Source organism: Mangrovibacterium lignilyticum, assembly GCF_010882175.1.
Taxonomy (GTDB): Bacteria; Bacteroidota; Bacteroidia; order Bacteroidales; family Prolixibacteraceae; genus Mangrovibacterium; species Mangrovibacterium lignilyticum.
Genome location: NZ_WKLH01000001.1, coordinates 932428 through 944689 on the forward strand (window position 1 = coordinate 932428; position 12262 = coordinate 944689).

A 12262-nucleotide genomic window follows, 5' to 3' on the forward strand; every position below is an offset into this window, starting at 1 on the left:
TGAAACAACAAATCAATTACTTTGTTGAGCTCTTTTGATAACAGAGTTTTTCATCCTTTTTTCGTTTTCAAACTAACATTCTGAGAGCAAAAACCTTAAGTAAATCAGGCTACTCAGAAGAAAATTTAAAAAAAATTCAATAAATTAATTTTAATCTTTTGTTCTTTTAATATTGTTAGAAAAAGTAGCAATTTGTCAGATTTTAATGCCTGAACTTTCCGATTATTTTTACAACATTTGAAAAGAAATAGCTGTTAAACTTTTGTAATTCGAATCCCGGGACCTTTTCCATGACCGATCAAAACAAGCCATCCAATAAAACTTGCATCCATTGCGGCGACGATTGCGGCAAACACCCCATCATTTGGGAAGACAAAGCGTTTTGTTGCAATGGTTGTCAGACAGTTTACCAGCTTCTGCACAGCAACCAACTGGGGCAATATTATGAGATTGAGAAAGTACCGGGGATAAAAATCGATTTACCGGAACCGGAAGCTTCTGAAAAATTCGATTTTTTGGACCTGCCGGAGATCAAAGAAAAGTTACTCGACTTTTCAGATGGAGGAATCTCCAAAGTCCGTTTTTTCATTCCCGGAATCCATTGTGCTTCCTGTATCTGGCTACTGGAAAATCTACATTCTCTGCACCGGGCTGTCATCCAATCCTCCGTCAACTTCCCAAAGAAAGAAGTCAGTATCACCTTTAAGGATGCCCAAATAAGTTTGCGCCAACTCGTCGAGATGCTCGCATCCATTCACTATGTTCCCGAAATCAATCCCAAAGATCAGTCGGAAACGAAAGCGTCCAAAACGACCAGAACACTTTTACTGAAAGTTGGCATTGCCGGATTCAGTTTCCTGAATGCCATGATTTATCACTTTCCGCAATACTTGCCCGGCGCCAACGAACTAGAGAGTGGTTTCCGGCAGCTGTTTGGCTGGCTGAGTTTCGGCCTGAGTATTCCGGTTTTGTTCTATTGCGCCAGCGACTATTTTCTATCGGCCTGGAAAAGTTTGAAGCAGAAAATCATCAGTATCGATTTGCCGATCGCGCTGGGATTGATCACCCTCTTCACCCAAAGTACCATCGACATTGTGAGCCATACCGGAATTGGTTATTTCGATTCACTGACCGGACTGGTCTTTTTCCTGCTCATTGGGAAATGGTACCAGGGAATCACTTACGAAGCGCTGACTTTTGAGCGTAATTACAAATCGTATTTCCCGGTTGCTGTGACCAAACTAGGCGAAACGGGCAAAGAAACCATTCCGATTGAACAGCTCAAAGCAGGCGATCGCATTTTGGTGCGCAACCAGGAACTTATTCCCGCCGATGCAACCATTGTTTCCGGACAGGCAAACATCGACTACAGTTTCGTAACCGGAGAATCGATTCCGGTATCCAAACAAACCGGCGATTTTGTCTTTGCTGGTGGCCGACAGGCGGGCAGCGCCATTGAGCTGCTTGTCCAAAAAGAAGTGGAACAAAGCTACCTGACACAGCTGTGGAACCAAAATCCGGAGAAAGCGGATGACGAACCCAAATTGTCAGGCATCATCAACAAAGTCAGCCAATATTTTACCATCATCATTATCAGCATTGCCCTGGCGGCAGCCATTTACTGGCAGTTCACCAACAGCTCGAAAGCAATTTTCGCTTTCACATCGGTCCTCATCATTGCTTGTCCCTGCGCCTTGGCACTGACCATCCCCTTCACATTCGGAAGCACCATGCGGCAATTTGGCCGCAAAGGCTTCTATTTGAAAAATGCCGACGTGATCGAAAAGCTTTACCGAACAACGACGGTCGTTTTCGATAAAACCGGCACGATCACCCACGCGCAATCCTCGCGTGTTCAGTTTGAAGGCAAGCTGCTCAAACCGGAACAAATCGCCATGATCCGCTCACTTTGCAAACACTCAAGCCACCCGCTCAGCAAAACCTTATTCAGCCAATTGGAGGAAGGGGATCTCTTTGAAGTGACTGATTTTACTGAGCTTCCTTCATTGGGAATCAGCGGAACGGTAAACGGGATAAAAATCAACATGGGCTCTCGCTTCTTTGTGACCGGTCAAAAAGACGGACAGAAAGAGTTAAAAACTCAAGTGTGGGTATTTATTGAGACTAAGGTTTTAGGCCACTTTCAGTTTGAAAACAACTATCGCGAGGGCTTAAAAGAAACCATTGATGAGTTGGAGCAGCATTACGATCTTCACCTGATCAGCGGCGACAACGAATCGGAACGGGCAAACCTGCTTCCGCTTTTTAAAGATCATGCCCGGTTGAACTTTAACCAGTCGCCAACAGACAAACTTGCCTACATTAAAAACCTGCAGGCAAACGGTAAAAGTACACTGATGATCGGGGACGGGCTGAACGATGCCGGAGCGCTAATGGAAAGTAAAGTAGGCCTGGTGATTGCCGACAATATTTACAACTTCACACCTGCCTGCGATGCCATCTTGCAAGCCGGTAAGTTTGGGCAGCTGGACCGCTTCCTCAGATTCACCCGAACCAGCATGACCATTGTCAAACTGAGCTTCGCCATCTCCTTTCTATACAATATCGTGGGAATTTCCTTTGCCGTATCCGGGAACCTATCGCCTATTATCGCCGCCATCCTGATGCCTTTAAGCTCCGTGACCGTCGTAGCCTTCGCTACTTTTTCGGTCCGGCTTTCAGCAGCAAAATCTATGCTGTAAAATAGACCAATAAGTTTTTTATGATTTTTTGGCTATCTTGACAACAATGAACAAATTAGCTTGTTAATAGTCTTTAAGTGTTTGGGATACCTGTTTCAGATGCGAGCCCAAAGTCAATAACTAACCAACAAACCGGATTATGTCAGTACTATTCGTTTTAGTCATTATCGGAATTCTTGTTGCAGCCGTTTTTTTGATTGCCTTTATCTGGGCTGTCCGCTCCGGACAATTTGATGACACCTATACGCCTTCCATCCGAATTTTATTTGATGACCATATTTCGTCCGACACCACGGATGAACCCCAAGAAAAATTAAAGTCGAAACCAAAATCTACCTGAAAAACGATTGACTTATGGAATTAGAGAAGTTTATGTATGACAACAAAATTACCCGCAATTTTGCTGTGGCAACTGTTGTATGGGGAGTTGTAGGATTGTTGATGGGCCTGATAGTTGCCCTGCAGATATTCATCCCGGCGATGAACTTCAACCTGGAGTTTACTACGTTTGGCCGCACCCGGCCATTGCACACCAACGCCGCTATTTTTGCCTTTGTCGGTAACGCTATTTTTACTGCTGTATATTATTCGATGCAGCGCTTGCTGAAAACCCGCATGTTTAGCGACCTGCTCGGGAAGATCCACTTTTGGGGCTGGCAACTGATTATCGTTGCGGCTGCGGTCACCTTGCTGGCAGGTTACACGTCGGGGAAAGAATATGCCGAGCTTGAATGGCCGATTGACCTGGCAATTACGGTGGTTTGGGTAATCTTTGGGATTAACATGTTTGGCACCCTGCTCATTCGGAGAACAAGTCACATTTATGTGGCCATTTGGTTTTACATTGCGACTTGGGTAACAGTTGCTGTTTTACACATCGTCAACTCCATCGAGATTCCATATAGTTTGCTGAAATCGTACCCGGTTTATGCCGGCGTTCAGGATGCATTGGTTCAATGGTGGTATGGGCACAATGCTGTGGCGTTCTTCCTTACCACACCTTTCCTTGGACTGATGTACTATTTTGTACCCAAAGCCGCCAACCGTCCGATTTACTCTTATAAACTTTCGATCGTTCACTTCTGGTCACTCATCTTCATCTATATTTGGGCTGGTCCCCACCACTTGTTATACACCTCACTGCCCAACTGGCTGCAAGCACTGGGAACAACGTTCTCGATCATGCTGATCGCTCCTAGTTGGGGAGGGATGATCAATGGTTTGCTGACACTGAGAGGCGCTTGGGACAAAGTTCGTCGCGACCCGATTCTGAAAATGTTTGTCGTCGGTCTTACCGCTTATGGCATGTCAACTTTCGAGGGCCCCATGCTATCACTAAAAACCGTCAATGCGATCAGCCACTACACCGACTGGACTATTGGACACGTTCATATTGGAGCGTTGGGATGGAACGGGCTGATGACTTTTGGCATGCTATATTGGCTGATTCCTCGCCTGTACAATACAAAACTTTGGTCGACAAAACTGGCAAACGCCCATTTCTGGCTGGCAACCTTAGCGATCATTTTTTATGCTGTGCCGCTGTACATTGGCGGAATCACACAAGCCTTGATGTGGAAGCAATTCACACCCGACGGGTTCTTGTTATATCCCAACTTCCTGGAAACAGTCACGCAGTTGATTCCGATGTATGCCATTCGTGCCTTTGGCGGCTCCTTATATGTTACCGGGATGTTGCTGGCCGTGGTGAATATTGTTAAAACAGCCCAGGCAGGAACATTCCTGAAAGAAGAAGCGGCAGAAGCACCGGCATTGAAAACTCAGGAAATGCCGAAACAAGACAACGAAAGCTGGCACGGATTCCTGGAACGCAAACCAATTCGCTTCCTTATTTTTGCCACAATTGCAATCTTAATCGGTGGTCTTTTTGAGATTGTTCCAACCTACCTTGTTAAATCCAATGTCCCGACCATATCAAGTGTAAAACCTTATACCCCGCTTGAATTGCAGGGACGCGACATCTATATTAAAGAAGGATGCTACAACTGTCACTCGCAAATGATTCGTCCTTTCCGGTCTGAAGTTGAACGCTATGGTGAATATTCCAAAGCCGGAGAGTTTGTCTACGACCATCCTTTCCAGTTCGGGTCGAAGCGAACAGGGCCGGACCTGGCCCGGGAAGGCGTAAAAACAGGTAAAATCTACAAACCAAACGCCTGGCACTACAACCACTTCATTGATCCGCAAAAGATGAATGAAGCTTCCATTATGCCACCTTACCCCTGGTTAGCCGAAAAAGACATTGACCTGTCTTCAACACCAGCCAAAATTAGGGTCATGAAAAAATTAGGCGTTCCCTATCCCGACAATTACGAACATCAAGCAAATGATGACCTGAAAGCACAAGCTGAAGAGATTGCTCAAAACCTGCGTGAAGCTGGAATTGAGACTGAAAGCACGAAAGAAATCATTGCGCTGATTGCTTATATACAACGTCTGGGGACAGACATCACAACTCCTGAAACCTCAAACGAATAGGCCATGTGGAAAGAACAACTAAGCAGTATTGAAAATGTCGAGTATTATGCCATCATTGGCTTTTTCATCTTTTTTGTTTTCTTCATCCTGATCACTATTCATACGATGAAGCTAGACAAAAAGAAGACCCAAATCTATGGCAACCTGCCACTCGACGAAGACAAAAAACAAGTTGAACAGCAAAATTTCACCTTATGACCCAAGATAAAAAACAACAGGAATACGATGATCTAACTAAGATCAAATACATCGGAGGACATGATTATGACGGCATCCGCGAACTGGATAACCGACTGCCACCGTGGTTGAAGTATCTTTTTTATGTGACCATTGTTTTTGCCGTATCTTACCTGATGCTGGTTTTTGTTTTTGAAGACGACAGCGTCATTCAGGAGAAAGAATACCAAAACGAAATGGCTGCTTTGCATCAGGCAGAGGAGCAGGAAGCAGAGGCTGCTCCGGTTGAAGTAAAAGAACGTACTCAGGAAGAAATACTCGCTGCCGGAAAGGTAACTTTTGGAAAAATCTGCTCCGTTTGTCACGGAAAATTTGGAGAAGGTTTAGTTGGTCCCAACATGACCGATGAATATTGGATTCACGGAGGCAGCTTTGAAGACATGAAGACAGTGGTCCTGAACGGGGTGATTGAAAAGGGTATGATTTCGTACAAAAACCAATTATCGAATACGCAGATTGACGATGTTTTAACCTACATTCATAGTTTACAGGGAACAAACCCTCCGAACCAAAAAGAACCACAAGGTGAGAAATATGTTCCTGAGGCAAATGCCGAATGACTTTCTCGAGTGGTGGTGTTGGAAACATCAGGTTCCAACATCAACGACAGCATAAAACAACCAACTAAAAACCAACGACAGGAATGGAATTAAACCAAAAACCAGACAACTACCAGGACTTGACTTTCCGTGATCGCATGGCTACGGTCGATCAGGAAGGAAAAAGGGTTTGGGTTTTTCCAAAGATGCCCCAAGGCAAATTCACGAATTATCGCCGCATTGTGGCTTATTCGCTGCTCCTGTTTTTTTACCTGGCCCCTCATCTCCGGGTAAATGGTGATCCGCTTATTTTTTTGAACTTCATGGATCGCCGTTTTGTGCTGTTTGGGGAAGTCTTCTACCCACAGGACTTTCACTTACTGGTGCTGTCATTCATAACCCTATTGGTTTTCATCATCCTGTTTACAGTGGTATACGGACGCATTTTCTGTGGATGGACGTGTCCTCAAACAGTTTTCATGGAGTTTGTATACCGGCCGATTGAATACATGATTGATGGCGACCGCAGCAAACAGCGGAATTTAGCCAAACAGCCAATGGGGCCGGTTAAGCTATTCAAACGCATTCTGAAACACAGTATTTTCCTGCTAATTTCGTACATCACGTCCTTAACTTTTTTGTCGTACATTATTGGCTGGCCTGCAGTCAGGCAATTGATGGCTGGCTGGCCATTTAGCAATTTCGGCGGCTTCATGGGAATTATGGCATTCACCGGAATCCACTATTTTGTTTTTGCCTGGTTTCGCGAGCAGGTTTGCTCCATTGTTTGCCCTTACGGACGGCTGCAGGGAGTAATGCTCGACCAGAACTCCATTGTTGTTGCCTACGACTATTTGCGCGGCGAACCCCGCGGACGCGGAAAAAATGAGGATAAAGGCGATTGTATCGACTGCAAACGCTGTGTCGATGTTTGCCCAACCGGAATTGATATTCGAAATGGCACCCAGCTGGAATGCATCAATTGCACCGCTTGTATTGATGCCTGTGCTTCGGTGATGTATGCCGTCAATAAACCCAAAGGCCTGATTCGCTATGCTTCGGAAAGATCAATCTCAGAAGGTAAAAAGAAAGTGATGAATGCCCGTGCACTTGCCTACTCAGCCGTTTTGGTCATTTTATTGGGCATTGCCGGTTTCGCGTTTATGAACCGCGACGAGGTTGAAACGACAATTGTCCGAACACAAGGCACCCTTTTTCAATCGTATGGCGAAGATGCGTTGAGTAATTTGTACGATTTACAAATGATCAACAAGTCAAACAATCCGGTCGTTATGGATTTGAAATTGATAGAACCGGAGGGGGAGATAAAAATACCGGGAGACTCGTTGATTCTAAATAAAGGTGAGATAATTAAACGAAATGTGTTGATTATTCTGCCCAAAAATGAACTCAAAAGCTCAAACACTCATGTCATCATAGGCGTTTACCGCGAAGGAACAGAAGTAGAACAAATAAGCTCCAGTTTCGTGGGGCCCAATGCGCTCGATGTAAAATAGTAAATTGATCGAATCATGAAAATCAGATTTAATTGGGGAACGGGAATAGTGCTGGCAATGTTTGTCATGATTTGCGGTATGCTATACTTGGTTTACATGGCAACCAGCCAGGATTATTTCCTGGTGGAAAAAGATTATTATCAAAGAGGAATTAATTATCAGGATCAAATTGACCGGATCAACAACGGCAACTCGCTTCGGGAAAAGCCTCAAATAGTTCTTTCGGACGAAATGTTGACCATTCAGTTCCCTGCTTGGTTCGCAAACAAAACCATCGAAGGTGAAGTATTGATCTATAGCCCCGTAAGTGACAGGCTGGACAAAAGCACAAAGCTCCGGCTAGATGAAACATTGACACAACGCATTTCACTGGACAGCACAAAGCCTGGCAGATACACAGTGAAGCTGGATTGGACAGCCGATAACACCGACTACTACCGGGAACTACAAATCACAATAAAATGAGCATTGACCTGATCACACCGCTAACTATTGGCCTCGTCGGCAGCTTCCACTGCATTGGCATGTGTGGCCCCATTGCCGTGGCCTTGCCGCTGAAAGAGCATAAGCTGCCGGCAAAGCTGGGAGGCGGAATTCTGTACAATCTCGGACGAACGGTCACTTATGCTGTCATGGGCGTCCTCTTCGGACTTTTAGGACAGGGAATCCACATGGCTGGTTTTCAGCAATGGACTTCAATCATACTGGGGATCGCCCTTATCGTTAGTGTGTTATTTCCCTATTTTTTCAAACAAAAACTGAATGTCACCAATTTGGTTAGTGGTTACGCCGGACGATTGATCAACAACCTGAGAAGACTTTTTTCCAACAAGTCCTACTCGTCTCTATTGGCTATTGGTCTGCTAAACGGATTACTTCCCTGTGGACTCGTCTACGTAGCCATAGCCGGAGCCATCAATACAAACAGCGTGATCCATGGTGCTTTGTTTATGGCCCTGTTTGGATTGGGAACTATCCCGATGATGTTGATTGTATCCTTAACCGGCCATGCAATCAGCCAGGGAATACGGGCAAAAATGCGGAAAATAGTTCCCTATTTCATCGTTCTTTTAGGTGTTCTTTTCATCTTACGAGGCATGTCACTTGGCATCCCCTATGTTAGCCCAAAAGCTGAAAAACTGGAACTACATTCAGCCCAAAACCAGGAGGAAAGTTGTTGCCATTAGACTATAATTTGAAATCGATTTAATGAATATAAACCAATAAATTAAGGACAATACACACGAGCAAATGTTAACTCGGAAAACAGAAACCAGCTAATTTGAAAAAAAAGTCATTTTTATCCCCTTTGGGTTAAACATTCACTTAACTTTTTGGTTTTTTATCTTGAAAATTGCTATAGATAGATTTAAACTGGAGCAAAATCAAAACCCTATATGATTGGAGTAAAAAAGCTAAACATTAAACTAATTACCGGATTCCTCTTTTTTGTATCGGTCATACCTTCCTTCGGACAAAATGTGACTTTCGACGGTCAACCATCCACAGACCCGGAAATTGGAGTTGTTGAACATCTGGACGAATTTCTCCCCAAAGATATTTACATCACCGGGATCGATTCACAAACAGTTGTTTTAACTGACTTAATTGACAAACCAACCATCATCAACTATGTGTATTTCCGTTGCCCGGGAATTTGCAGCCCACTCATGGAAGGGCTCGCCGAGGTAATGGATAAATCGGATTTAGTTCCCGGAGTTGACTACCAGGTACTGACGATCAGCTTTGATCCGACTGAGACGTTGGATTTAGCACTCCGCAAAAAGACAAACTACCTGAATCTGGTCACAAAAAAAGAACAAATCTCTAACGGTTGGAAATTCTTCGTATCCGACAGTGCCAGCATTGCCAAAGGAACGAATGCCGTCGGTTTCAAATATAAACGTCAGGGAAATGACTTCCTACATGCCGCATCGGTCATGGTTATTAGCCCGAACGGAAAAATTACCCGTTACCTGAATGGCTTGTATTTTTTACCGTTCGAATTTAAAATGGCCATTATCGAAGCTAACAAAGGACAGTCAGCTCCAACGATTAATAAGATCCTTCAATTTTGCTACTCTTACGATCCCGTAGGTCAAACCTATGTGCTCAATGTTACGAAAGTAGCCGGAACGCTGATTCTGTTCATCGCCCTGATCCTATTCCTATTCTTGATTTTTAAACCTAAGACGAAAAAGAAATAACAAACAACCTAATCTATGCAAGCAAGTTCTCAAATACCCCATGACGTAAGTTACCTGGATTATAAAGGTAAATACAAAGGGTTACTGGCGTGGATTTTATCCACCGACCACAAACGAATTGCCCTGCTTTACATGTTTTCCATAATGACCATGTTTTTTGTCGGTGTCTGTCTTGGACTAGCGATGAAACTGGAGTTAATTGCTCCGGGAAAAACCATTATGGGAGCCCAGGACTACAACGCCGTTTTCACGGTTCACGGGGTAATTATGATTTTCATGATTGTGATCCCCGGCTTACCCGCCGTTTTTGGGAATTTCTTACTCCCCCTTATGATTGGGGCGAAAGACGTTGCCTTTCCTAAATTGAATTTATTCTCCTGGTATCTATATATTGCCGGAGCTATTCTGGTTATTTCGTCCGTTCTTTTCGGTGACGGGTCACCGGATACGGGATGGACTTTTTATGCACCCTACAGCTTCAGGACAGGCACCAATATGTTGCCTGCAATCTTTGGAGCTTTTGTATTGGGTTTCTCCTCCATTTTGACAGGTTTGAATTTTATTGTAACCATCCATCGGTTACGCGCTCCGGGAATGACGTGGACTAAAATGCCACTGTTTCCATGGACACTTTACGGAACAGCATGGATTCAACTACTGGCAACTCCGGTCGTTGGAATCACGCTGGTTCTGGTTTCACTGGAGCGAATTTTTGGCATTGGAGTTTTCGATCCGGCTTTGGGTGGAGACCCCATACTCTACCAGCACTTATTCTGGATCTACTCTCACCCGGCCGTATACATCATGATTCTACCGGCGATGGGAGCGATTTCAGAAGTGATACCAACCTTTTCGCAAAAACATGTTTTCGGGTATAAAGCAATTGTTGCTTCAACCTTAGCGATTGCCTTTGTCGGTTATTTTGTTTGGGGACACCACATGTTCACATCCGGAATGAGCGGCACTGCACAATATACTTTTTCAATTTTGACCTTCCTGGTGGCTATCCCAAGTGCGATCAAGGTTTTCAATTGGATCTCGACCATGTATAAGGGCTCCATTGCTTTGGAAACGCCCTTCTTCTGGGCAATGTCATTCATTTTTGTATTTATGATCGGTGGTCTCTCCGGGCTCGTTTTGGGTGCCCTGGCAACCGATGTTTATGTACATGACACCGCCTTTGTAGTCGCGCACTTCCATTTCATCGTATTTGGCGGCGTTGGGTTTTCCTTCTTTGCTGCCATTCACTATTGGTTTCCCAAGATGTTTGGCCGCATGTACGATAAAACCTGGGCCAATGTCGGCTGGATCGTATTTTTCATTGGGTTCCTCGCGCTGTATACTCCCATGTTCTACCTGGGAATGCAGGGAATGCCACGTCGTTACTACGACTACCTGGAGCAGTTTCATTCGGCCAATATTTTGTCGACACTCGGATCCTGGGTGATGACCTTTGGATTAGCCATTATCGTAATTAACCTTTTCCGCTCAGCAAAGAGCGGAGCAATTGCACCTGAAAACCCCTGGAACGGAAAAACCCTGGAATGGACTGTTCCATCACCCCCTCCTGTTGAAAATTTTGATGATATCCCCGTTTACGGAGAAAAAGACGGACCTTACGAATACTAAAACCTAAACCTATGTCACAAGCAATTCACCATGATGAGCACTATGATGCAGAAGGGTCTAAAATAGGGATGTGGCTCTTTATTTTTACGGAACTGCTGTTGTTTGGCGGTCTCTTTGTCATCTACTCAGTGTACCGTTTTATGAATCAGGACGCCTTTCACCTGGCAGCCGAAGAGCTCAACACAACTGTAGGAAGTATCAACACCATAATTCTGTTGGTCAGTAGTATGACGATTGCCATGTCGACCTCGGCCTTGCAAAAAGGACAAAAAGGAACAACCATCGTCCTGCTTGAGATAACCCTCATGCTGGGACTAATTTTCCTGGTTAATAAATATTTTGAATGGGGCGTAAAGTTTGAACACGGTATCTTCCCGGGATCGCAACACATGCTGGACACACTCAGCCAGGGTGAAATATTATTCTTCGGCTTATATTTTGTTATGACCGGCTTGCATGCTCTCCATATTATTGCAGGTATGGCTTTGATCGGTGTTACACTGGCTAAAGTTTCGAAAGGAACGGTTCATCCTGAGCGGTCTGCCTTACTTGAGAATGCCGGCTTATATTGGCACCTTGTCGACTTAATCTGGATTTTCCTGTTCCCATTATTCTACCTCATTCATTAATTTTAAATGTGGAAGTATGCAAAACGAAAAACATCATATAGTCCCATACAGCACGTATATAATCATTTTGGCTGCACTCGTGTTGTTTACCTTTCTGTCAATTGAAGTTACGGGCATTGAGTTAGGTGGTTTAACGGTGGCAGCAGCATTAATTTTTGCTTCCCTGAAGTCGTACCTGGTGCTTACTTATTTCATGCACCTGAAGTTTGATAAACCTTACATTCGAATCATGGTCGGATTTGTAATCCTGGTTTTTCTGGCTGTTATCATCATTACTTTTATTGACTACTTTTTCAGATAAGT

General features: G+C 44.3%; 12 protein-coding genes. All 12 read left to right on the plus strand.

Annotated elements, in window-relative coordinates:
- Positions 1–290: 290 nt before the first annotated feature.
- The 12 genes from GJV22_RS03780 to GJV22_RS03835 all read left to right on the plus strand — a co-directional run bounded on the left by GJV22_RS03780 (position 291) and on the right by GJV22_RS03835 (position 12260).
- A complete protein-coding gene (locus GJV22_RS03780) occupies positions 291–2702 on the plus strand; it encodes a heavy metal translocating P-type ATPase (protein ID WP_163708901.1) in 2412 nt (803 codons plus the stop codon).
- Positions 2703–2841: 139 nt separating this feature from the next.
- Positions 2842–3042 carry a cbb3-type cytochrome oxidase assembly protein CcoS gene (gene ccoS / locus GJV22_RS03785; protein ID WP_163708904.1) on the plus strand — a complete coding sequence of 67 codons (201 nt, stop codon included), beginning with the start codon at positions 2842–2844 and terminating at the stop codon, positions 3040–3042.
- A 14-nt stretch (positions 3043–3056) separates the two neighbouring features.
- Positions 3057–5201, plus strand: coding sequence for a cytochrome-c oxidase, cbb3-type subunit I (gene ccoN / locus GJV22_RS03790; RefSeq protein ID WP_163708907.1), 2145 nt, complete (start codon positions 3057–3059; stop codon positions 5199–5201).
- A 3-nt stretch (positions 5202–5204) separates the two neighbouring features.
- Positions 5205–5399: a hypothetical protein gene (locus GJV22_RS03795; RefSeq protein ID WP_163708910.1), complete on the plus strand. Its 195-nt coding sequence runs from the start codon at positions 5205–5207 to the stop codon at positions 5397–5399.
- Positions 5396–5998 (plus strand): cbb3-type cytochrome c oxidase N-terminal domain-containing protein, encoded by a 603-nt coding sequence (locus tag GJV22_RS03800; RefSeq protein WP_163708914.1) that lies wholly within the window; start codon positions 5396–5398, stop codon positions 5996–5998. The genes GJV22_RS03795 and GJV22_RS03800 overlap by 4 nt, the downstream gene beginning before the upstream one ends.
- A gap of 83 nt (positions 5999–6081) precedes the next feature.
- The gene (ccoG, locus tag GJV22_RS03805) at positions 6082–7494 is read left to right on the plus strand and encodes a cytochrome c oxidase accessory protein CcoG (protein ID WP_163708917.1); all 1413 of its coding nucleotides are present in this window, start codon (positions 6082–6084) and stop codon (positions 7492–7494) included.
- A 15-nt stretch (positions 7495–7509) separates the two neighbouring features.
- Positions 7510–7959, plus strand: coding sequence for a FixH family protein (locus GJV22_RS03810; protein ID WP_163708918.1), 450 nt, complete (start codon positions 7510–7512; stop codon positions 7957–7959).
- Positions 7956–8681, plus strand: coding sequence for a sulfite exporter TauE/SafE family protein (locus tag GJV22_RS03815; protein ID WP_163708921.1), 726 nt, complete (start codon positions 7956–7958; stop codon positions 8679–8681). Before GJV22_RS03810 ends, GJV22_RS03815 begins: the two co-directional genes overlap by 4 nt.
- A 210-nt stretch (positions 8682–8891) precedes the next feature.
- Positions 8892–9701, plus strand: a complete 810-nt coding sequence (locus tag GJV22_RS03820; protein ID WP_163708924.1) for an SCO family protein — start codon at positions 8892–8894, stop codon at positions 9699–9701.
- A gap of 15 nt (positions 9702–9716) precedes the next feature.
- Positions 9717–11330 carry a cytochrome c oxidase subunit I gene (locus GJV22_RS03825; protein ID WP_163708926.1) on the plus strand — a complete coding sequence of 538 codons (1614 nt, stop codon included), beginning with the start codon at positions 9717–9719 and terminating at the stop codon, positions 11328–11330.
- An 11-nt stretch (positions 11331–11341) separates the two neighbouring features.
- The gene (locus GJV22_RS03830; protein WP_163708928.1) at positions 11342–11959 is read left to right on the plus strand and encodes a cytochrome c oxidase subunit 3 family protein; all 618 of its coding nucleotides are present in this window, start codon (positions 11342–11344) and stop codon (positions 11957–11959) included.
- A gap of 16 nt (positions 11960–11975) precedes the next feature.
- Positions 11976–12260, plus strand: a complete 285-nt coding sequence (locus GJV22_RS03835; RefSeq protein ID WP_163708931.1) for a cytochrome C oxidase subunit IV family protein — start codon at positions 11976–11978, stop codon at positions 12258–12260.
- Positions 12261–12262: the final 2 nt, after the last annotated feature.

What these genes read in the sequence shown, in the direction of transcription:
- GJV22_RS03780 (WP_163708901.1), top strand. Translation starts at nt 291, where the DNA reads ATGACCGATCAAAACAAGCCATCCAATAAAACTTGCATCCATTGCGGC.
- ccoS (WP_163708904.1), top strand. Translation starts at nt 2,842, where the DNA reads ATGTCAGTACTATTCGTTTTAGTCATTATCGGAATTCTTGTTGCAGCC.
- ccoN (WP_163708907.1), top strand. Translation starts at nt 3,057, where the DNA reads ATGGAATTAGAGAAGTTTATGTATGACAACAAAATTACCCGCAATTTT.
- GJV22_RS03795 (WP_163708910.1), top strand. Translation starts at nt 5,205, where the DNA reads ATGTGGAAAGAACAACTAAGCAGTATTGAAAATGTCGAGTATTATGCC.
- GJV22_RS03800 (WP_163708914.1), top strand. Translation starts at nt 5,396, where the DNA reads ATGACCCAAGATAAAAAACAACAGGAATACGATGATCTAACTAAGATC.
- ccoG (WP_163708917.1), top strand. Translation starts at nt 6,082, where the DNA reads ATGGAATTAAACCAAAAACCAGACAACTACCAGGACTTGACTTTCCGT.
- GJV22_RS03810 (WP_163708918.1), top strand. Translation starts at nt 7,510, where the DNA reads ATGAAAATCAGATTTAATTGGGGAACGGGAATAGTGCTGGCAATGTTT.
- GJV22_RS03815 (WP_163708921.1), top strand. Translation starts at nt 7,956, where the DNA reads ATGAGCATTGACCTGATCACACCGCTAACTATTGGCCTCGTCGGCAGC.
- GJV22_RS03820 (WP_163708924.1), top strand. Translation starts at nt 8,892, where the DNA reads ATGATTGGAGTAAAAAAGCTAAACATTAAACTAATTACCGGATTCCTC.
- GJV22_RS03825 (WP_163708926.1), top strand. Translation starts at nt 9,717, where the DNA reads ATGCAAGCAAGTTCTCAAATACCCCATGACGTAAGTTACCTGGATTAT.
- GJV22_RS03830 (WP_163708928.1), top strand. Translation starts at nt 11,342, where the DNA reads ATGTCACAAGCAATTCACCATGATGAGCACTATGATGCAGAAGGGTCT.
- GJV22_RS03835 (WP_163708931.1), top strand. Translation starts at nt 11,976, where the DNA reads ATGCAAAACGAAAAACATCATATAGTCCCATACAGCACGTATATAATC.